Annotated in this window: 19 protein-coding genes; 7 read left to right on the plus strand and 12 right to left on the minus strand. The window is 56.1% G+C overall.

Annotated features, from left to right (window positions below):
• Positions 1–10: 10 nt before the first annotated feature.
• Positions 11–430 carry a DUF805 domain-containing protein gene (locus tag ACOTXL_RS18700; RefSeq protein ID WP_003862022.1) on the plus strand — a complete coding sequence of 140 codons (420 nt, stop codon included), beginning with the start codon at positions 11–13 and terminating at the stop codon, positions 428–430.
• Here ACOTXL_RS18700 and fpr read toward each other — a convergent pair whose 3' ends face one another.
• The 4 genes from fpr to ACOTXL_RS18720 all read right to left on the minus strand — a co-directional run bounded on the left by fpr (position 431) and on the right by ACOTXL_RS18720 (position 4783).
• The gene (gene fpr, locus ACOTXL_RS18705; protein WP_045350736.1) at positions 431–1177 is read right to left on the minus strand and encodes a ferredoxin--NADP(+) reductase; all 747 of its coding nucleotides are present in this window, start codon (positions 1175–1177) and stop codon (positions 431–433) included.
• Positions 1178–1273: 96 nt separating this feature from the next.
• On the minus strand, positions 1274–2284 hold the full coding sequence (gene glpX / locus ACOTXL_RS18710; RefSeq protein WP_023315041.1) for a class II fructose-bisphosphatase: 1011 nt from the start codon (positions 2282–2284) through the stop codon (positions 1274–1276).
• Positions 2285–2407: 123 nt separating this feature from the next.
• A complete protein-coding gene (gene glpK, locus ACOTXL_RS18715) occupies positions 2408–3916 on the minus strand; it encodes a glycerol kinase GlpK (RefSeq protein ID WP_003862028.1) in 1509 nt (502 codons plus the stop codon).
• Between the two features lie 21 nt (positions 3917–3937).
• Positions 3938–4783, minus strand: coding sequence for an MIP/aquaporin family protein (locus ACOTXL_RS18720; protein ID WP_003862030.1), 846 nt, complete (start codon positions 4781–4783; stop codon positions 3938–3940).
• Positions 4784–5182: 399 nt separating this feature from the next.
• On the opposite strand from ACOTXL_RS18720, the gene zapB reads away from it, so the two are divergent.
• The gene (zapB, locus tag ACOTXL_RS18725; protein ID WP_003862031.1) at positions 5183–5422 is read left to right on the plus strand and encodes a septal ring assembly protein ZapB; all 240 of its coding nucleotides are present in this window, start codon (positions 5183–5185) and stop codon (positions 5420–5422) included.
• 80 nt (positions 5423–5502) lie between these two features.
• On the opposite strand, the gene rraA is transcribed toward zapB, so the two are convergent.
• The 7 genes from rraA to priA all read right to left on the minus strand — a co-directional run bounded on the left by rraA (position 5503) and on the right by priA (position 13437).
• On the minus strand, positions 5503–5988 hold the full coding sequence (gene rraA, locus ACOTXL_RS18730) for a ribonuclease E activity regulator RraA (RefSeq protein ID WP_003862032.1): 486 nt from the start codon (positions 5986–5988) through the stop codon (positions 5503–5505).
• A gap of 92 nt (positions 5989–6080) precedes the next feature.
• Positions 6081–7007 (minus strand): 1,4-dihydroxy-2-naphthoate polyprenyltransferase, encoded by a 927-nt coding sequence (menA, locus tag ACOTXL_RS18735; RefSeq protein WP_086531981.1) that lies wholly within the window; start codon positions 7005–7007, stop codon positions 6081–6083.
• 62 nt (positions 7008–7069) lie between these two features.
• The gene (hslU, locus tag ACOTXL_RS18740) at positions 7070–8401 is read right to left on the minus strand and encodes an HslU--HslV peptidase ATPase subunit (RefSeq protein ID WP_003862035.1); all 1332 of its coding nucleotides are present in this window, start codon (positions 8399–8401) and stop codon (positions 7070–7072) included.
• A gap of 9 nt (positions 8402–8410) precedes the next feature.
• Positions 8411–8941 carry an ATP-dependent protease subunit HslV gene (gene hslV / locus ACOTXL_RS18745; RefSeq protein WP_003862036.1) on the minus strand — a complete coding sequence of 177 codons (531 nt, stop codon included), beginning with the start codon at positions 8939–8941 and terminating at the stop codon, positions 8411–8413.
• 94 nt (positions 8942–9035) lie between these two features.
• Positions 9036–10004 (minus strand): cell division protein FtsN, encoded by a 969-nt coding sequence (gene ftsN, locus ACOTXL_RS18750; RefSeq protein WP_003862037.1) that lies wholly within the window; start codon positions 10002–10004, stop codon positions 9036–9038.
• Between the two features lie 92 nt (positions 10005–10096).
• The gene (gene cytR / locus ACOTXL_RS18755) at positions 10097–11122 is read right to left on the minus strand and encodes a DNA-binding transcriptional regulator CytR (RefSeq protein WP_003862038.1); all 1026 of its coding nucleotides are present in this window, start codon (positions 11120–11122) and stop codon (positions 10097–10099) included.
• A gap of 119 nt (positions 11123–11241) precedes the next feature.
• Positions 11242–13437: a primosomal protein N' gene (priA, locus tag ACOTXL_RS18760; protein ID WP_023315037.1), complete on the minus strand. Its 2196-nt coding sequence runs from the start codon at positions 13435–13437 to the stop codon at positions 11242–11244.
• 200 nt (positions 13438–13637) lie between these two features.
• Between priA and rpmE the strand changes: the two genes are divergently transcribed.
• Complete coding sequence (gene rpmE, locus ACOTXL_RS18765; RefSeq protein ID WP_003862040.1) at positions 13638–13850, plus strand: 50S ribosomal protein L31; 213 nt, start codon at positions 13638–13640, stop codon at positions 13848–13850.
• A gap of 321 nt (positions 13851–14171) precedes the next feature.
• A complete protein-coding gene (locus ACOTXL_RS18770; protein WP_045617562.1) occupies positions 14172–14852 on the plus strand; it encodes an oligogalacturonate-specific porin KdgM family protein in 681 nt (226 codons plus the stop codon).
• A gap of 42 nt (positions 14853–14894) precedes the next feature.
• Here the strand turns inward: ACOTXL_RS18770 and metJ are convergent, their stop codons facing one another.
• Entirely contained in the window at positions 14895–15212 is a 318-nt protein-coding gene (gene metJ / locus ACOTXL_RS18775) for a met regulon transcriptional regulator MetJ (protein ID WP_003862042.1), read from the minus strand.
• Positions 15213–15487: 275 nt separating this feature from the next.
• On the opposite strand from metJ, the gene metB reads away from it, so the two are divergent.
• From metB to metF, 3 genes are all read left to right on the plus strand, one after another.
• Complete coding sequence (gene metB / locus ACOTXL_RS18780) at positions 15488–16648, plus strand: cystathionine gamma-synthase (protein WP_023323886.1); 1161 nt, start codon at positions 15488–15490, stop codon at positions 16646–16648.
• A gap of 2 nt (positions 16649–16650) precedes the next feature.
• Positions 16651–19083 (plus strand): bifunctional aspartate kinase/homoserine dehydrogenase II, encoded by a 2433-nt coding sequence (locus tag ACOTXL_RS18785; protein WP_003862044.1) that lies wholly within the window; start codon positions 16651–16653, stop codon positions 19081–19083.
• 226 nt (positions 19084–19309) lie between these two features.
• Entirely contained in the window at positions 19310–20200 is an 891-nt protein-coding gene (gene metF, locus ACOTXL_RS18790) for a methylenetetrahydrofolate reductase (protein WP_003862045.1), read from the plus strand.
• Positions 20201–20340: the final 140 nt, after the last annotated feature.

Consider the following 20340-nt stretch of genomic DNA (forward strand, 5'->3'; position numbering starts at 1 on the left):
GGAACCTTACATGACCATACAGCAGTGGCTGTTTTCATTCAAAGGGCGTATTGGGCGCCGTGACTTCTGGATCTGGATTGCAACGTGGGTTGTCGCCATGCTGCTTCTGTTTTTTGTTGCCTACAACGCATGGCTGAGCACGCAAACCGCGGCATTTGCGCTGGTCTGTTTACTGTGGCCAACCGCCGCCGTGGTGGTGAAACGTCTGCACGATCGTGGCCGCTCCGGCGCATGGGCTTTCCTGATTATCCTGGCGTGGATGCTGGTGGCGGGGAACTGGTCATTGCTGCCCTCAATCCTCCCATGGGTGGTGGGCAGACTGCTGCCGACGGTTATCTTTGTAATGATGGTTGTCGAACTGGGCGCGTTTATCGGCACCCAGAGCGAGAACAAATATGGAAAAGATACCCTTGAGGTGAAGTACCGCTGATCACCAGTAGTGTTCGGCGGTTATGTGGCCCGGCCGACGGCGAAGGTGCTTCGTCATCTGCCGGGTATCCTTCAGCAACTGCTGCGTATCGCGCACCATCTGCGGGTTGCCGCACAGCATCACGTGGCTGGTTTCGGTATTCATCGGTAAACCCACCGCCTCTTCCAGCGCGCCGCTTTCAATCAACGCCGGAACGCGACCGGTTAACGAGCCAGCTGCGGTTTCGCGGCTGACCACCGTCTGAATTTTTAACTTTCCGCCATATCGCTGTTCCAGCGCCTGCATCTGCGGCAAATAGCTCAGGTCTGCGGCGTAGCGCGCGGCGTGAACCAGCACGATATTTTTAAAGCGCTCCAGATCTTTGCCGTATTGCAGAATGGAAAGATACGGGCCGATGGCCGTGCCGGTCGCCAGCATCCAGAGCGTGTCACAGTCGGGGATTTCATCCAGCACGAAGAACCCCGCCGCGTCGGAGACAATCTGCACTTCATCGCCTGGCTTCAGCGCGGCGAGGCGCGGGCTGAGCTTACCGTCCGGGACGGTGACCAGATAGAACTCAAGGTCCGGGTTATCAGGCGCATTAACGTAAGAGTAGGCGCGCTGTACGCGTTCACCGTCGATATCCAGCCCGAGTTTGGCAAACTGCCCGGCAGTAAACGGATGAACGGGAGCGTGCAGCGTGAGGCTAAATAGCGCATCGGTCCAGAACTGTACCTTTGTGACTTTACCTGTTACCCAGTCCGCCATGATCTTCTCCTGTGCTGTTTCTCTCTTCTATCTTCCGTACTTGTGGGAAACATTTCCAGCCCATTCGGGCCGGAAAGCTCTATCGATCAAACGGTTTTACAGAATGTGCGTCTGTACGTCCGGATCTTTACGATCGAGATAATGAATGGACTTAATGCGGCGAATAGTGCGGGATTTACCGCGGATCAGCAGGGTTTCAGTGGTGGCCATGTTGCCCTTGCGGGTGATGCCGTCCAGCAGATCGCCTTTGGTGATGCCGGTTGCGGAGAAGACCACGTTATCGCTGCGGGCCATCTCGTTTAGCGCGAGCACTTTATTGGCCTCGATGCCCATCGCCGCGCAGCGCGCCAGTTCGTCTGCACCAATGCGAAGGTTCTCGTCGCTGTCGCCTTTCACCTCATGGCGTGGCAGCAGACGCGCCTGCATATCGCCGTCCAGCGCGCGGATCACTGCCGCAGAGACCACACCCTCCGGCGCGCCGCCGATGCCGTAAAGCACGTCGACTTCGCTGTCAGGCATGCAGGTCAGAATAGAGGCGGCAACGTCGCCATCCGGAATAGCAAATACGCGCACGCCAAGCGTTTGCAGGTACGCGATGGTGGCGTCGTGGCGCGGTTTTGCCAGAATGGTCACGGTGAGTTCGCTGAGCGCTTTACCCAGCGCCGCAGCGATATTGCGCAGGTTGGCGTCCAGCGGCAGACTAAGGTCGATAGCGCCTTTAGCGCCAGGACCGACGATCAGCTTTTCCATGTACATATCGGGCGCGTTGAGGAAGCAGCCCTTATCGCCCACCGCCAGTACCGCCAGCGCGTTGGCCTGGCCCATCGCCGTCATGCGCGTGCCTTCGATCGGGTCGACCGCGATATCCACCGCATCGCCTTTGCCGGTCCCGACCTTTTCACCGATGTAGAGCATCGGCGCTTCGTCGATCTCGCCTTCACCGATGACGATAGTGCCGTCGATGTTAACCTGATTAAGCACAATGCGCATGGCGTGGACGGCTGCGCCGTCTGCGGTATTTTTGTCGCCACGGCCCAGCCACTTGTAGCCTGCGAGGGCGGCAGCTTCGGTGACGCGGGAAAACTCGATAGCAAGTTCACGTTTCATGAGGTACTCGTACAATCAAAAGGAATTGCACGAAGTTTATCACAGAGTGGGGAGGGTCGAGGGGACCGGTGCGGTTGGAGCCCCTCACCCTAACCCTCTCCCCAGGGGAGAGGGAATATAGGCTTACTCGTCGTGCTCTTCCCACGCCAGGGCACGTTTCACCGCTTTCTTCCAGCCGCTGTAGCGGTAGTTGCGCTCGGTGGTTTCGATGCCAGGACGGAATTCGCGTTCGATAACCGCTTTTTCCTGAAGCTCGTCGAGGTTTTGCCAGAAGCCAACCGCCAGACCTGCCAGATACGCCGCGCCCAGCGCCGTCACTTCTCGCACCTCAGGACGTTCAACGCGAGTGCCCAGAATGTCGGACTGGAACTGCATCAGAAAGTTGTTGGCTACTGCACCGCCGTCCACGCGCAGGGCGTGCAGACGAATGCCAGAGTCAGCCTGCATCGCTTCCAGCACGTCGCGCGTCTGGTAGGCGATGGATTCCAGCGTCGCGCGAATGATGTGGTTTGAGTTCACGCCGCGCGTCAGGCCGAAAATCGCGCCGCGGGCGTACGGATCCCAGTACGGTGCGCCCAGACCGGTGAACGCTGGCACCACGTACACGCCGTTGGTGTCTTTCACTTTGGTCGCGAAGTATTCGGAGTCAAACGCGTCGCTAATCAGCTTCATCTCGTCGCGCAGCCACTGAATGGAGGCACCCGCCATGAATACCGCGCCTTCCAGGGCATAGTTCACTTCGCCGCGCGGGCCGCAGGCGATGGTGGTCAGCAGACCGTTTTCTGATTTCACCGCTTTCTCGCCCGTGTTCATCAGCATAAAGCAGCCGGTGCCGTAGGTGTTCTTCGCCATCCCTTCTTTTACGCACAGCTGGCCGAACAGGGCTGCCTGCTGGTCACCGGCGATACCGGCGATAGGAATACGCGTGCCGCCTTTACCGCCAATGTTGGTCTGGCCGTACACTTCTGAAGATTTACGCACGTCTGGCAGCATCGCTCGCGGAATGTCCAGCGCGTCCAGCATCTTGTCATCCCACTCCAGAGTGTTGATGTTGAACAGCATGGTGCGCGAGGCGTTGGTGTAGTCGGTGACGTGAACGCGTCCCTGAGTCATCTTCCAGATAAGCCAGGTATCGACGGTACCGAAGAGCAGCTCGCCACGACGTGCGCGCTCGCGTGAACCTTCCACGTGGTCGAGGATCCACTTCACTTTGGTGCCGGAGAAATAGGGGTCAACCACCAGGCCGGTGGCGCTGCGCACGTACTCTTCCATCCCGTCGCGCTTCAGCTGTTCGCAGATCTCTGACGTACGGCGGCACTGCCAGACGATGGCGTTGTAGATGGGCTTACCGGTTTCGCGCTCCCAGACCACAGTCGTTTCACGCTGGTTGGTGATACCGATAGCGGCAATCTGGTCAGAACTGATGTCGGCTTTCGCCAGCACTTCCACCAGCGTGGAGCTTTGTGACGCCCAGATCTCCATCGGGTCGTGTTCAACCCAGCCTGGACGCGGATAAATTTGCTCAAATTCGCGTTGAGACACGCTGACAATGTTCGCGTCATGATCCATTACGACAGCGCGGGAGCTGGTAGTGCCCTGGTCGAGCGCAACGATATATTTTTTTTCGGTCATGGTATGTGTCCCGTAGTCAGATTACAGCGAAGCTTTTTGTTGTGTGGTGGAAGTTGTCTCTTTTTCCTCTTCCACACAGGTGTCGCACGGTAAGTGGCGACCAATTAATTTGCGATAGCCGAATGCGCCCAGTGCCGCCCCTACAATTGGCCCGAACAGCGGAACCAGGAAGTAAGGAATGTCTTTGCCGCCCGTGAAGGCGACATCGCCCCATCCCGCAAAGAAGGCGAAGGTTTTTGGACCCAGGTCACGCGCCGGATTCATCGCAAAACCGGTCAGCGGACCCATGGATGCGCCAATCACCGCAATCAGAAGGCCAATCAGAAGTGGTGCCAGCGGGCCGCGCGGAATGCCGTTTCCGTCGTCGCCCAGCGCCATAATGACGCCCATCAGAATAGCGGTAATCACCATTTCAACTGCGAACGCCTGCACAAAATTGATATGCGGATTCGGATACGTTGAGAAAATGCCTGCCAGATCCAGACTTTCGACACTGCCACGCACCATATGATGCGTCTGTTCGAAGTCGATGAAAAGATTGTAATAAAGCCCGTAAACTAACGCCGCTGCGCAAAAGGCGCCGGCAAATTGCGAAATGATGAAAGGAACAACTTTGCGTCCGTCAAAGCACGCGAATAGCCACAACGCGATGGTCACCGCCGGGTTAAGATGTGCGCCGGAAACCCCTGCGGTCAGGTAGATGGCCATCGCCACGCCCAGACCCCAGATAATACTGATTTCCCACTGACCAAAACTGGCACCCGCCACTTTCAGTGCAGCGACACAGCCTACTCCGAAGAATATCAACAACCCGGTACCCAGGAACTCGGCAATGCACTGGCCTTTTAAGGTTGATGTCTGACTCATAATCGGAATCCTGCAAAAGAGTAATGTTTATTGTTTGCGTGACCGCCCGTGACAGTCACGATGCCCTGTAGACATAGTGTTAATTTATCGTTAACGAGCACAAACGAGAAATATCGAAATCGAAATGTGTGGTCTGCGTCAATAAAATGAGCGTTTTCGCGCCATAAGGCGCGTTTTTGCATCAGGTAATGATTGTGGGTTGAATCATTTCTTTAACTTATGGGTTAACAACTTAGGGGTATATGCGGCGAACGCACCAGGACGAGGCCGAAAAGTGTTGCAAACCGCGATCTGCGTGGCATGCCGCTGGACAGGGGCGACGGCGCTCCATACAATCGGAACATATGTTGTGCGCGTTTACGTTAAAGCGTCGCCTTGCAATTCAGGAGAGGTAGGATCATGTCTTTAGAAGTGTTTGAGAAACTGGAATCGAAAGTACAGCAGGCGATTGACACCATCACGCTGCTGCAAATGGAAATTGAAGAACTGAAAGAGAAGAACAACTCCCTGTCTCAGGAAGTTCAGAACGCTCAGCACAGCCGCGAAGAACTGGAGCGCGAAAACAACCAGCTGCGCGAACAGCAGAACGGCTGGCAGGAACGCTTGCAGGCGCTGCTGGGACGTATGGAAGAAGTCTGATTTCCTTGGGAATGAATTGAACAGGCCGGGTAAGGCGAAGCCGCCACCCGGCTTTTTTATGCATCTCGCTTACCGATTAACTACTCAATATCCAGCGCATCCTCAGAAAGGATAATGCCGGTATTGTCAGCATAAAGGTGGTCACCAGAGAAGAAGGTCACGCCGCCGAAGTTAACGCGCACGTCGCTTTCGCCGATGCCTTCACCCGCTGCGCCAACCGGAATGGCGGCAATGGCCTGAATACCGATATCCAGATCTTCCAGATCGTCCACCTGGCGCACGGAGCCGTAGACCACAATCCCTTCCCACTCGTTTTGCACCGCAAGGCGGGCGAGGTCCGCATCGATCAGTGCACGGCGCACTGAACCGCCACCATCCACCAGCAGAACGCGGCCACGACCGTTCTCTTCGAGCAGATCGTACAGCAACCCGTTGTCCTCGAAACATTTCACCGTGATGATTTGTCCGCCAAACGACGACCGTCCACCAAAGTTGGAGAACAGGGGTTCAACGACGTTGACATCTTCCTGGTAGATGTCACAAAGCTCGGAGGTATCGTATTTCATAGGTTTAACGCTCTGTTGCTGCGAATGTGTTCAGTATATCGTGCGAAATGCGTTGTTGGCAAAATCATCAATTGTTAATTGATATTTGTCAGCTAACTCAGCGTCTGGCTTAAGACAATCCCGATGACGAACAGCAGGTTAGTCAGTAACGCGCCTTTTACCGTACGTTCCAGCATCGGTGGCATGGCGGCCGGGCTGAGTTCACGCATGACATAGCGGGCCTGCTTAATCAGCAGCGGTGCGGCGAGCACAAACAGCCAGCCCCACAGGCTGTGCAGAGAGATCAGATTGAACAGTGCCAGGCAGACCAGCGCGCCGATGAGCAGGAAGGCGTGATAGCGGCGTGCATTCACCGGACCCAGACGCACGGCCAGCGTGTTTTTACCGTTCTCGCGGTCGCTGTCGATGTCGCGCAGGTTATTGATATTCAGCACCGCCGTCGCCAGCAGACCGCAGGCGGTCGCCGGCAGGAACAGGGCTGGTATCACCGTATGCGCCTGCAAGTACCAGCTTCCCATCACGCTCAGCCAGCCGAAGAACACCAGCACGGAGATGTCGCCCAGACCAATATACCCGTAAGGACGCGTCCCGACGGTATAGGTAATGGCTGCAATAATGGCAAGCAAGCCCAGCACCAGGAAGCCAATGAAATCACTGGTGGTTTTCGACGCGACCGTCACCAGCGCCAGCCCGGACAGGCAAATCAATACCACGGTGATAATCAGCGCCCGTTTCATCTGTGCCTGGGTAATCACCCCTTTTTGCATCCCGCGCAGCGGCCCGATACGGTCAGGCTTGTCGCTGCCCTTTACCGCATCGCCGTAATCATTGGCGAGATTAGAGAGGATTTGCAGCAGCCCGGCGGTGACAAGCGCCAGGCCTGCTACCAGCGGATCGAAATGACCCTGCCACCAGGCAAGCGTGGTACCGACAATAATGGCGGCAAAAGCCAGAGGAAGCGTTTTAGGGCGCAGACTTTCGAGCCACGCCTGCGTACGGCTGATATCAGTCATAGTTATTTAGCCAATAAAAATGGGGGCCATAGCCCCCATCAACAGTGATGAAAATGCATTGAACGCGATTATAGAATAAAACGGCTCAGATCTTCATCTGCCACTAACGCATCCAGGTGTTTGCCCACATAGTCTGCGTCAATGGTAATGCTTTGACCGTTAAGGTCGCTCGCATCATAAGAGATGTCTTCCATCAGGCGTTCCAGCACGGTGTGCAGACGACGCGCACCGATGTTCTCGGTGGTTTCGTTGACCTGCCACGCGGCCTGGGCGATGCGCTTGATACCGTCATCGGTAAATTCAATGTTCACGCCTTCGGTCGCCATCAGCGCTTTATACTGTACGGTCACAGAAGCGTTTGGCTCAGTCAGGATACGTTCGAAATCTTCGGTGGTCAGCGCCTGCAACTCAACGCGGATTGGCAGACGACCCTGGAGTTCCGGGATCAGGTCAGACGGGCTGGCAATCTGGAACGCACCGGAGGCGATAAACAGAATGTGGTCAGTTTTAACCATGCCGTGCTTGGTGGAGACGGTGCACCCTTCCACCAGCGGCAGCAGGTCGCGCTGAACGCCTTCGCGGGAGACATCCGGGCCGGACGCGTTGCCGCGCTTACAGATTTTGTCGATTTCGTCGATAAACACGATACCGTGCTGCTCAACCGCGTCGATAGCGTCCTGTTTCAGCTCCTCCGGGTTAACCAGCTTCGCGGCTTCTTCTTCAATCAGCAGCTTCATCGCGTCTTTGATTTTCAGCTTACGCGCTTTCTGCTTCTGCCCGCCCAGGTTCTGGAACATGGACTGCAACTGGCTGGTCATCTCTTCCATGCCCGGAGGCGCCATAATTTCCACGCCCATTGGCGCGGCAGCGAGATCGATCTCAATCTCTTTATCGTCCAGCTCGCCTTCGCGCAGTTTTTTGCGGAATGCCTGACGCGCAGCAGAAGGTTCAGACTGCTGTTCAGCCTGTCCCCAGTTGTTTTTTGCCGGTGGGATCAGCACGTCGAGAATACGCTCTTCGGCCATCTCTTCGGCGCGATAGCGGTTTTTCTCAATCGCCTGGACGCGCACCATCTTAATCGCCGAATCGGTCAGATCGCGGATGATGGAGTCCACTTCTTTACCCACATAGCCCACTTCGGTGAACTTAGTGGCTTCAACTTTGATGAACGGCGCGTTAGCCAGTTTGGCCAGACGACGGGCGATTTCGGTTTTACCCACACCGGTCGGGCCGATCATCAGAATATTTTTTGGCGTCACTTCGTGGCGAAGCTCTTCGTCGAGCTGCATGCGACGCCAGCGGTTACGCAGTGCGATAGCCACGGAGCGCTTGGCATTGTCCTGGCCGATAATGTGTTTGTTCAGTTCGCTGACAATTTCGCGTGGGGTCATTTCAGACATGGGCGATCCTTACGCTTTAGACGGTAATTCTTCGATGGTGTGATTGTGGTTGGTATAGATGCAGATATCACCTGCAATATCCAACGCTTTCACCGCGATATCGCGCGCGTTCATGTCGGTATTTTCCAACAGCGCACGGGCTGCGGCCTGGGCGTACGGGCCGCCAGAGCCGATGGCAATCAGGTCGTTTTCAGGCTGAACTACGTCGCCGTTACCGGTGATGATCAGCGAGGCGTTTTCGTCAGCCACGGCCAGCAGCGCTTCGAGCTTGCGTAGCATGCGGTCGGTACGCCAGTCTTTTGCCAGCTCAACGGCGGCTTTCACCAGATGACCCTGATGCATTTCCAGTTTGCGTTCAAACAGTTCAAACAGCGTGAAGGCATCAGCCGTGCCGCCTGCGAAACCGGCGATCACTTTGTCGTTATAAAGACGACGTACTTTCTTCACGTTGCCTTTCATGACGGTATTACCCAGCGTGGCCTGGCCATCACCGGCAATTACCACCTGGCCGTTACGGCGTACACTTACTATTGTTGTCACGAGCAGACCCCCTGGTTACAGATTCGGGAAACAGAAGCCCTGAGCCTGTGCTCAGGGCTGAATTAAATGATAGATGGGGGGGATTTTGGGGGTTTCAACCCCCGGAGGCGAGTCGAATGCAGTTTGTGTGGCCAGCCACTTTCAAACGGGAAATGGTGCCATCGGCATTTTCTTTGCCTTTGACCGGTCCAATCACTACGCGATTCCAGCCGTTATTGGTGGTAATGCGTGAGTCAAATCCTTCAAATGCCAGCTGAGCACGCACCGTTTCTGCCTGTTCGGCGCCTTTAAACGAACCGCACTGAACCATCCAGCGGCGTTCATCTTTTTTCTCAGCCGTCTGCTTCGGCACCTCGGTCTCTTTGGTGACCGGCGCAGCCTGCTGCGTTTTTGGCTGTTGCGCAGTGGTATGCGCAGGCGTCTGCAACAGATCCTGATACGGCTGTGCCGTTTGCTTCTGCGGCTGCGCCTTCGGTTGCTGCTGGACAGGCTGAGTTTGTACGGTACGCGTCTGCTGCTGCGGTTGTGAACGCGGCTGCTGTACCGGCTGCGTCTGCGTCCACTGCTGCTGTTGCGTTTGCTGCTGAGCCTGACGCTGGCGCTGCAATGTTTGCTGACGCTGCGCCGGGGTTTGTTCGTTCCACGGCACTTCGTTCAACTGCGTAGGCTGCTGGCGCATGTCCGCCTGCATCTGAGCGAGCAATTGACGCTGTTCGTCCGTCAGCTGATCGGCATTCTTCACTTCACCCCCGGCAGAAGGTTCGGTAGGCGCACGTACGCCAGGCTGGCGGCTTTCCAGCTCTTTAATGTAGCGCCAGCGCTCTTCAGGCTTAGGAGGAAGGCCGTTGCCGACGACCTTGTTACCCTGAAGGGCTTCAGACTCTTCTTTTTTATGATGCGTAATGAAGTAGAGGCCGCCAATAAAGGCCACCAGCACGGCCGCAGCAATGGCGACCATGGCTGGGGAGACAGCAGACAGGCTACGTTGCTTGCTTTTTGAACTACTCTTTTTGCGTCGCGAAGGTGCCGGCTGGCCGCGACGTACATAATCTCGTTGTGCCACTATCGTTTCGCTGTATTTATTCGTTCGTCAGCCCGCCATGTTACTTAAGCGACGGGGCTTTGACCAGATAAGGGTGTCGAAAGGTATTTACTTTAAGTTAATGCCTGGGTAGAGCCGCGCACAATTAGCTCACAATCCAGTAGCCGTGACCCACTGCTAACTGTTTGACCGTGCAGCTGATCCAGCAAAAGCAGCATCGCTTCCCGGCCAATGTCATACCGCGGCTGTGCAACGGTCGAAAGCGGCGGATCGCAAAACTCCGAAAGCGAAATATTATCAAAACCGATTATCGACAGGTCCTGCGGCACACGCAGGCCGTGACGTTTGGCGTAGGATAACGCCCCTAGCGCCATCACGTCGCTGTGGCAGAAGACCGCGGTAGGCGGTTCTGGCAAGGCCAGCAATTTTTCCAGCGCCTGCCCGCCCGCTTCAAAGGTGAAATCACCGCGCGCAATGTAGTGCGGATCGACGATAGCCCCGGTACGGCGCAGCGCCTGAACGTAGCCCTGCAAGCGGTAATGACACAGCGGCATCTCTTCTGGTCCGGCGATACAACCGATGCGCTTATGCCCCAGTTCCTGAAGATAGTTCACGGCGTTGAACGCGGCGGTGAGGTTATCGATATGAACGGTTGGCAGCTCCAGCTCCGGCGCGAATTCGTTCGCCATGACCATCGGCGGTAAATTGCGCTGTTCTTCAATGCTGGCATCAAACGGCAGGCGTGAGCCAAGCAGCAGCATGCCATCAATCTGCTTGGTGATGATCAGGTCGATGAACGTTTTTTCCTGCTGGTTCTGGTGGGCACAATCGCCAATCAGCACCAGATAGCCCTGGGCGGCGGCCGTGACTTCAATGCCGCGGATGATTTCGCTGAAGAAGGGATCGCAGATGTCGGGCACGATCACCAGGATGGTGCGGGATTCGTTGCGTTTTACGTTACGCCCCATGGCTTGCGGAAAATAACCGACCTCAAGCGCCGCCTTTTCAACCCGGTTTCGGGTCGCCTGGGAGACTTTGTCAGGGTTCATCAATGCGCGGGACACGGTTGCTGTTGAGACTTGTGCTTTCTCGGCAACGTCTTTCATGGTCGCCGAGGCAACCTCTTTCCTGGACTTCAACGTCTTCTCCTCGCCTGAACACCGAACTGCGGACCGCACCATTTTTACAGATAGTTAATGGAATCGGTTACAGAATTTTCATAAAAAGTGTGAGGCGCATTAAATTTTTCGATCCGTCTTCAGCCTTCAATCGGATCGACGTCCAGAACCCACTTCACTTTTCGCGCTTCCGGCAGGGTATTGATCAGCGCCAGCGTGCCGCTGACGATCTGCTGTAAACGGATACGCGAGGGGTGCTGAAGTAAGAGTTGCCAGCGGAAACGGCCGCCGCGTTTCGGGGCGAGCGCGGGTACCGGGCCTAAAATCCACAGCTGATTATCCACCAGCGGGCTGGCTTGCAGGAGGTTTCTCAGCTGTTGCAGGAACAGCGGCGCCTGCTGGTTATTATGGTCTTCCGCACGGATGATAACGTGGCTGGTCCACGGGGGAAGCTGCATCGTCTGACGTTCGGCCAGCGCCTGGTCCGCGAAGGCGTCATAGCCTTTGTGCAGCAGGGTTTGCAGCAGCGGATGTTCAGGGTGGTGCGTTTGCAGCACCACCTCGCCCTGCTTACCCGCTCGACCAGCGCGACCGGCAACCTGGGTATAAAGCTGGGCGAAACGCTCGGCGGAGCGAAAATCCGCGGAGAACAGCGCGCCGTCGACGTCCAGCAGGGCGACCAGCGTCACGTCCGGGAAGTGGTGCCCTTTCGCCAGCATCTGAGTACCAATCAGGATACGCGCGCCGCCACGATGTACTTCCGCCAGTTGCTGCTCAAGCGCCCCTTTACGGCTGGTGGTATCCCTGTCGATACGGGAGATGGGCACATCCGGGAAGAAGGGCGCGAGCGCCTGTTCAAGCTGTTCCGTTCCCAGACCGACCGGCACGATGTGCGTTGAGCCGCAGGACGGGCACTGACGGGGGACCGGACGCTGGCTGTCGCAGTGGTGGCAGCGCAAATGGCGCTGAGCCTGGTGGAAGGTGTAGTAGTGATCGCAGCGCGGGCACTCCGCGATCCAGCCGCAGTCGTGGCACAGCAGCGCAGGCGCAAAGCCGCGGCGGTTCAGGAACAGGATCACCTGGTTGCCCGCCTGCAAATGCTGACGCATGCGGCTAATCAGCGCAGGCGCTAACCCGGCCTGCACCTGCTGACCTTTCAGATCCAGCACATGCTGAATGGCCGGGCGGGCATTTCCCGCGCGGCGCGTCAGGCGCAGCATGTGGTATTTACGCTGGCGAACGTTGTGCAGCGTTTCAAGCGCGGGGGTGGCAGACCCGAGAATAATGGGGATTTGCTCGCTGTGGGCGCGGTACACGGCTAAGTCGCGGGCGTGATAGCGCCAGCCTTCCTGCTGTTTATAGGAGCTGTCATGCTCTTCATCGATCACGATAACGCCGAGATTTTTAAACGGCGTAAACAGCGATGAACGGGTGCCGATCACAATCGCCGCTTCGCCGTTTTTCGCTTTCAGCCAGGCGCTGAGGCGCTCGCTGTCGTTCAGGCCGGAGTGCAGAACCTCAACGGGCGCATTAAAACGTTCACGGAAACGCGCGATGGTTTGCGGCGTCAGGCCGATTTCCGGCACCATCACCAGCGCCTGTTTGCCCTGCGCGAGCACGTTTTCCAGCACGCTCAGATACACTTCGGTTTTACCGGAGCCGGTGACGCCCGCCAGCAGCCAGGCGGAAAAACGATCGGCAGCGCTGTGAATCGCGCCTACGGCGGTGGCCTGCTCGGTATTCAGACGCAGACGATCGCCCGAGACGGAAAAGCCGTCGCGCCAGTCGTGAAGGGCAGGTGCTTCACTGGCCAGCTCGCTCAGCCCTTTCTTCCTTAATGCCTGCAACGCGGTTTCGCTTACCTCAAGCTCGTCGACCTGATGGCGCCAGATTTTTCCCTGGCGCAGCGCGGCCAACGCCTGCTGCTGTTTTTGCGAGCGCTTCAGGCTGTTAATGTCCACCGCCTGGCCCTGCTCGGTGGCAAACCAGTACCACATTGGCGCGTGGCTGGCGCTCTTACCCTGGCGCAGCATAATGGGCAGGGCATGGAACAGGACGTCGCCAATCGGATGATGATAATAATCTGCCGCCCACAGCAGCAGTCGCCAGGTGCTGGTGGAGTAAACCGGCTCGCTGTCCAGCACCTCAACAACCGATTTCAGCTCGTTTAGCGGCAGTTCGCTTTTATTACTGACGGACACCACGATCCCCACGCGCTGCTGTTTGCCAAACGGCACGGTCACGCGACAGCCCGCTTTGGCGCTCATGCTGTCGGGCAGCAGGTAGTCAAAGGTGCGGGGAAGCGGAACGGGCAGGGCAACGTGAGCGACGGGCATCGAATCTTCCTGACTTGAAAAGTGGCGCGTTAGTATACACATTAGTGAAAGCGGCGTGCGGATCAGTTTGCATACGTTGGTCAAATTCTGTATGATTCGCCGCCTTTGGTGTATTTTACGCCAAAGAACTTACATTCAACATCGCGTGGTGTCTGGCGTTAGGGCTGGAAGAGCGACGCGGCCTTAACTGAGGTTCTCCCATGAAAAAAGATATTCACCCGAAATACGAAATGATTACTGCAAACTGCTCTTGCGGTAACTCTATCCAGATCCGCTCTACCGTGGGTCACGATCTGAACCTGGACGTGTGCGGCAAATGCCACCCGTTCTACACTGGTAAGCAGCGTGATGTTGCAACCGGTGGCCGTGTTGACCGCTTCAACAAGCGTTTCAGCATCCCGGGCGCTAAATAAGCATCCAGAAGAAACCGCCTCCGGGCGGTTTTTTTGTGCCTGTAATATCTCTCCTGAATTAATTCTGTATTTATATTTTCTCTTCAAATATATATTTTAATTTTTCCGAAAAATAATCACCGTGTCTTAATATATTCCTATTTATACGGATAGTGAGCTTTATCTCTGTATTCTTGGCCTGTTTGCCATTTTATTGCCGGATATGGCAATAAATAAAAGGTTTCCCTCTGGGTGTAAAATTACACTGCGCTCGACATAAATTCTTATTTGCCATTTCAACAGCGATGGCTTTCAGGGTGTATTTACTTTGAGGGAAAAAGGATGAAACTGAAGCAACTTTTATTCGTGCTTCCATTACTATCGTGCGCGGCGCAGGCGGGATATGTTGATTACCGACACGAGTATTACGACGATGGACGTAACTATGACCGTGTGTACATGTCACACCGTTTCGGGACGGGCTTTGGTGTGGCCGTAGAGGCCGTCTCACGCTCAGACGAAAAGCAATCTAATGATGCGCTCAATAATATGGAAAGTAACAGCAACGAATATACTGCCAGCTACCAGTTTACCTGGCAGGGATTTATCTGGCAGCCGGGTATCGCGGTTGAAATGGGTGACGACATGGCTATTTATAAACCCTATTTACGCGTACAGTATAATATTAATGAAAGCTGGTGGACGGCGTTCCGTTATCGTACCGAATATACCCGCCGTAATGCAGACGGTAAAGATGACAGACTGGTATATCGCCCGGAAATGTGGCTGGGATATAATATTGATAACTGGATGTTTGAGCTGAACGGAATTTATAAATTCGCCGACAACGAATATCTGTATAACAACAAAAAAGAGGATTACGAATATAACTTCCGCGTGGCGTATAACATCGATTCGTGGGTGCCATTCGTGGAGGTGGGTAATGTCTCTTCCGGCTATAACACTGCTACCACTGACGACCGACAAACGCGTCTGCGTGTCGGCTTAGGTTACAACTTCTGAGAAACCATCCCGCTGAGCACCCTCAGCGGGACCGCATCGCTGTTAGTATTCCCAGGTCTCCGGGTCGATACCCAGTTCACGCATGATCACCTTCGCCTCTTCCGGGATTTCGTCACTGCGTTCTTTACGCAGATCGTCATCGTTCGGCAACGGTTGGCCGGTAAACGCATGCAGGAACGCTTCGCACAGCAGTTCGCTGTTAGTGGCGTGACGCAGGTTGTTCACCTGACGACGCGTACGTTCATCGGTGAGGATCTTCAACACCTTCAGAGGAATGGACACCGTGATTTTCTTGACTTGCTCACTCTTCTTACCGTGCTCAGCGTATGGGCTGATATATTCGCCGCTCCATTCAGCCATGAGATACCTTTAATCCTCTCAGTCATTAATCTAAAGGTGCAAAACCCGTAACCATCAGTTTTGAACCGTAATCTTGCGTAGTTTACCGTAGAGACGATACCGAGGCACGGATATTGCCGCTGTAGCGTGTCCTAAAGCATATAATTTTAACGGCTATTTGCGCATTGCTCAATCTATACGCAAAGAAGTTTAGATGTCCAGATGTATTGACGTCCATACTTTCAATGTTTACTCTGGTGCCTGACTTTTCACCTCATTCGCCAGGAAGCCTCACCATGACGCGTAAACAGGCCACCATCGCAGTGCGTAGCGGATTGAATGATGACGAGCAGTACGGCTGCGTTGTCCCGCCAATTCATCTCTCCAGTACCTATAATTTCACCGGATTTAATGAACCTCGCGCGCATGACTACTCGCGTCGCGGCAATCCTACGCGCGACGTCACCCAGCGCGCGCTGGCGGAACTGGAAGGCGGCGCAGGGGCGGTATTAACCAATACCGGCATGTCTGCCATTCACCTGGTAACCACAGTGTTCCTGAAACCTGGCGATCTGCTGGTGGCGCCACACGACTGTTACGGCGGCAGCTATCGTCTGTTTGATAGCCTGGCGAAACGTGGCTGCTACCGTGTGCTGTTTGTCGATCAAAACGACGAACAGGCGCTGAAACAGGCGCTTGCCGAGCAGCCGAAGCTGGTTCTGGTGGAAAGTCCAAGCAATCCATTGTTGCGCGTAGTCGATATTGCGAAAATTTGTCAGCTCGCAAGGGATGCGGGAGCGATAAGTGTAGTGGATAATACGTTCCTCAGTCCGGCCCTTCAGAACCCACTGGCACTGGGTGCCGATCTGGTGTTGCATTCATGCACGAAATATCTGAACGGCCATTCTGACGTGGTGGCGGGCGTGGTGATTGCCAGAGATCCCGACGTTGTCACCGAACTGGCATGGTGGGCCAATAACATTGGCGTCACCGCGGGCGCGTTCGACAGCTATTTGCTGCTGCGCGGTATTCGCACGCTATCACCGCGTATGGACGTGGCGCAGCGTAATGCCCAGGCGATCGTGGATTTCCTGAAAAACCAGCCGCTGGTGAAAAAGCTTTATCACCCGTCGCTGCCGGAAAACCAGGGGCACGAGATTGCCGCGCGCCAACAGAAAGGATTTGGCGCGATGTTAAGTTTTGAACTGGACGGTGACGAGCAAACGCTGCGTCGCTTCCTGAGCGGGTTGTCATTGTTTACGCTGGCGGAATCCTTAGGGGGAGTAGAAAGCTTGATCTCCCACGCCGCAACTATGACGCACGCAGGTATGGCACCCGAAGCACGTGCCGCCGCCGGGATTTCCGAGACGCTGCTGCGTATCTCGACCGGTATTGAAGATTCTGAAGATTTAATTGCCGATCTGGAAAATGGCTTCCGGGTCGCAGCCAAGGGGTAATCATGAGTGTGATAGCGCAGGCAGGGGCGAAGGGTCGTCAGCTGCACAAGTTTGGTGGTAGTAGTCTTGCTGATGTGAAATGTTACCTGCGTGTCGCAGGGATCATGACCGAGTATTCACAGCCGGGGGACATGATGGTTGTCTCTGCGGCAGGCAGCACCACCAACCAGTTGATTAGCTGGCTGAAACTGAGCCAGACCGATCGCCTCTCTGCGCATCAGGTGCAACAGTCCTTACGTCGTTACCAGAGCGAACTGATTGCCGGTTTGCTGCCTGCGGACGTGGCGGACGGGCTGATTAGCGCTTTTACGCACGACCTTGAGCGTCTGGCCGCTCTGCTGGACAGCGGCATTACCGATGCGGTGTATGCCGAAGTGGTTGGCCACGGTGAAGTGTGGTCTGCGCGCCTGATGGCCGCCGTGCTGCAACACCTGGGTGTGGAAGCCGCCTGGCTCGACGCGCGTGATTTCCTGCGTGCCGAACGTGCCGCGCAGCCGCAGGTGGACGAAGGGTTGTCCTACCCGCTGCTGCAACAGCTGCTGGTGCAACATCCCGGTAAACGTATTGTCGTCACCGGCTTTATCAGCCGCAGCAATGCCGGCGAAACCGTTCTGCTGGGCCGTAACGGCTCTGACTACTCGGCAACACAGATTGGTGCCCTGGCGGGCGTGTCCCGCGTCACCATCTGGAGCGACGTGGCCGGTGTGTACAGCGCGGACCCGCGCAAAGTGAAAGATGCCTGCCTGCTGCCGCTGCTGCGTCTCGACGAAGCGAGCGAGCTGGCGCGTCTGGCGGCCCCGGTGCTGCACGCGCGCACGCTACAGCCGGTTTCCGGCAGCGACATCGACCTGCAACTACGCTGTAGCTACACGCCGGATCAGGGTTCCACCCGCATCGAGCGCGTGCTGGCATCCGGTACGGGCGCGCGCATTGTCACCAGCCACGATGACATCTGCCTGATTGAGTTCCAGGTGCCTGCGGGCCAGGATTTCAAACTGGCGCACAAAGATATCGACACCATCCTGAAACGTGCTCAGGTGCGTCCGCTGGCCGTTGGCGTGCATAACGATCGCCAGCTGTTGCAGTTCTGCTATACCGCCGAAGTGGTGGACAGCGCCCTGAAAATTCTGGATGAAGCGGGCCTGCCGGGCGAGCTTCGCCTGCGTCAGGGGCTGGCGCTGGTGGCGATGGTAGGCGCGGGCGTCACCCGTAACCCGCTGCACTGCCACCGCTTCTGGCAGCAGCTGAAAGGCCAGCCGGTGGAGTTCACCTGGCAATCAGAAGAGGGCATCAGCCTGGTTGCCGTTCTGCGTAAAGGGCCAACCGAAAGCCTGATTCAGGGCCTGCATACCTCCCTGTTCCGTGCGGAAAAACGCATCGGCCTGGTGCTGTTTGGTAAAGGCAACATCGGTTCCCGCTGGCTGGAGCTGTTCGCCCGCGAACAGGTCACGCTCTCGGCGCGTACCGGGTTCGAATTCATTCTCGCAGGCGTGGTGGACAGCCGCCGCAGCCTGCTGAACTACGAAGGGCTGGATGCCAGCCGCGCGCTGGCCTTCTTTAATGATGAAGCCGTCGAGCAAGATGAAGAGTCGCTGTTCCTGTGGATGCGTGCGCACCCGTATGACGATCTGGTAGTGCTGGATGTGACCGCCAGCGAGCAGCTGGCCGATCAGTATCTGGATTTCGCCAGCCACGGGTTCCACGTCATCAGCGCCAACAAGCTGGCGGGCGCGAGCAGCACTGATAAATATCGCCAGATCCACGACGCGTTCGAAAAAACGGGTCGTCACTGGCTGTATAACGCCACCGTTGGCGCAGGTCTGCCGGTTAACCATACCGTGCGCGATCTGATTGAAAGCGGCGACAGCATTCTGGCGCTGAGCGGGATCTTCTCCGGCACGCTCTCCTGGCTGTTCCTGCAATTTGACGGCACCGTGCCGTTCACCGACCTGGTGGATCAGGCGTGGCAGCAGGGTTTAACCGAGCCGGATCCGCGCGTTGACCTTGCCGGTAAAGACGTGATGCGCAAGCTGGTGATCCTGGCGCGTGAAGCCGGCTACGACATTGAGCCGGGTCAGGTACGCGTTGAGTCGCTGGTGCCTGCGGGCTGCGAGGAAGGGTCCGTCGATCACTTCTTCGAGAACGGCGACGAGCTGAACGAGCAGATGGTGCAACGTCTGGAAGCGGCTAACGAGATGGGGCTGGTGCTGCGTTACGTGGCGCGCTTCGAGGCGAACGGTAAAGCGCGCGTGGGCGTGGAGGCGGTGCGTCCTGAACATCCGCTGGCGGCGCTCCTGCCATGCGACAACGTCTTCGCCATCGAAAGCCGCTGGTACCGCGATAACCCGCTGGTGATCCGTGGCCCGGGCGCGGGACGCGATGTCACCGCCGGAGCCATTCAGTCCGACATTAATCGTCTGGCTAAGCTGCTGTAACGTCTGCATTTCCCTCTCCCTGTGGGAGAGGGTCGGGGTGAGGGTATCAGACCGCACTCACCCCCATCATGAATGCCCTTCATCTTCCCTGAACAAACCTCACCGTTAATGTTGATTATTTCTGTTGACGTCATCCCGCTTTTCCGTCATTTTTACATCTGGACGTCTAAACGTATAGAAGTTCACAACACAACAGACAATGACACGCGATTGATAGGGGTAGGGTATGAGCTTTTTTCACGCCAACCAGCGGGAAGCACTGAACCAGAGCCTGGCCGAAGTAAACGGCCAGATTAACGTCTCTTTTGAATTTTTCCCGCCGCGCACCAGTGAAATGGAGCAAACCCTGTGGAGCTCTATCGATCGCCTGAGCAGCCTCAAGCCGAAGTTCGTCTCCGTGACCTACGGCGCCAACTCCGGTGAGCGTGACCGCACGCACAGCATCATTAAGGGCATTAAAGACCGAACCGGTCTGGAAGCGGCGCCGCACCTGACCTGTATCGACGCCACCCGTGATGAACTGCGCGCCATTGCCCAGGACTACTGGAATAACGGCATTCGCCACATTGTGGCCCTGCGCGGCGACCTCCCGCCAGGCAGCGGTAAGCCAGAGATGTTTGCCGCCGATCTGGTCGGCCTGCTGAAAGACGTTGCCGACTTTGATATCTCCGTGGCCGCCTACCCTGAAGTTCACCCGGAAGCCAAAAGTGCCCAGGCGGATCTGCTCAACCTGAAGCGTAAAGTGGAGGCTGGTGCTAACCGTGCGATTACTCAGTTCTTCTTTGACGTTGAAAGCTACCTGCGCTTTCGTGACCGCTGCGTCTCGGCAGGTATTGATGTCGAAATCATCCCTGGTATTCTGCCGGTCTCGAACTTCAAACAGGCGAAGAAATTCGCGGATATGACCAACGTGCGCATTCCGCTGTGGATGTCCAAAATGTATGAAGGGCTGGACGACGACCCGGAAACCCGCAAGCTGGTGGGAGCCAATATCGCGATGGACATGGTGAAGATTTTAAGCCGCGAAGGGGTGAAAGATTTCCATTTCTATACCCTGAATCGCGCGGAAATGAGCTATGCCATTTGCCATACGCTCGGTGTTCGCCCGGCGCTGTAAAGTAAAAAGCCCTCATAAAACGAGGGCTTTTTAATCGAACAGAGAGTTAAAAGGTATTAGCTATCGAATCTGTGGATTAATTCAACTATCTCTTATCGCTAGTGGTGTATATCGTAACGGTAACACTGTAAAGGGAGCAT

It is taken from the genome of Enterobacter cloacae complex sp. IR5402, from assembly GCF_049238125.1.
GTDB lineage: Bacteria > Pseudomonadota > Gammaproteobacteria > Enterobacterales > Enterobacteriaceae > Enterobacter > Enterobacter hormaechei_C.

Bases quoted from the DNA above. Each gene is read 5' to 3' on its own strand.
- zapB (WP_003862031.1), top strand. From the start codon at position 5,183: ATGTCTTTAGAAGTGTTTGAGAAACTGGAATCGAAAGTACAGCAGGCG.
- fpr (WP_045350736.1), bottom strand. From the start codon at position 1,177: ATGGCGGACTGGGTAACAGGTAAAGTCACAAAGGTACAGTTCTGGACC.
- hslU (WP_003862035.1), bottom strand. From the start codon at position 8,401: ATGTCTGAAATGACCCCACGCGAAATTGTCAGCGAACTGAACAAACAC.
- glpX (WP_023315041.1), bottom strand. From the start codon at position 2,284: ATGAAACGTGAACTTGCTATCGAGTTTTCCCGCGTCACCGAAGCTGCC.
- glpK (WP_003862028.1), bottom strand. From the start codon at position 3,916: ATGACCGAAAAAAAATATATCGTTGCGCTCGACCAGGGCACTACCAGC.
- priA (WP_023315037.1), bottom strand. From the start codon at position 13,437: ATGCCCGTCGCTCACGTTGCCCTGCCCGTTCCGCTTCCCCGCACCTTT.
- metJ (WP_003862042.1), bottom strand. From the start codon at position 15,212: ATGGCTGAATGGAGCGGCGAATATATCAGCCCATACGCTGAGCACGGT.
- ACOTXL_RS18770 (WP_045617562.1), top strand. From the start codon at position 14,172: ATGAAACTGAAGCAACTTTTATTCGTGCTTCCATTACTATCGTGCGCG.
- ACOTXL_RS18720 (WP_003862030.1), bottom strand. From the start codon at position 4,783: ATGAGTCAGACATCAACCTTAAAAGGCCAGTGCATTGCCGAGTTCCTG.
- ACOTXL_RS18700 (WP_003862022.1), top strand. From the start codon at position 11: ATGACCATACAGCAGTGGCTGTTTTCATTCAAAGGGCGTATTGGGCGC.
- metB (WP_023323886.1), top strand. From the start codon at position 15,488: ATGACGCGTAAACAGGCCACCATCGCAGTGCGTAGCGGATTGAATGAT.
- rpmE (WP_003862040.1), top strand. From the start codon at position 13,638: ATGAAAAAAGATATTCACCCGAAATACGAAATGATTACTGCAAACTGC.
- metF (WP_003862045.1), top strand. From the start codon at position 19,310: ATGAGCTTTTTTCACGCCAACCAGCGGGAAGCACTGAACCAGAGCCTG.
- ACOTXL_RS18785 (WP_003862044.1), top strand. From the start codon at position 16,651: ATGAGTGTGATAGCGCAGGCAGGGGCGAAGGGTCGTCAGCTGCACAAG.
- rraA (WP_003862032.1), bottom strand. From the start codon at position 5,988: ATGAAATACGATACCTCCGAGCTTTGTGACATCTACCAGGAAGATGTC.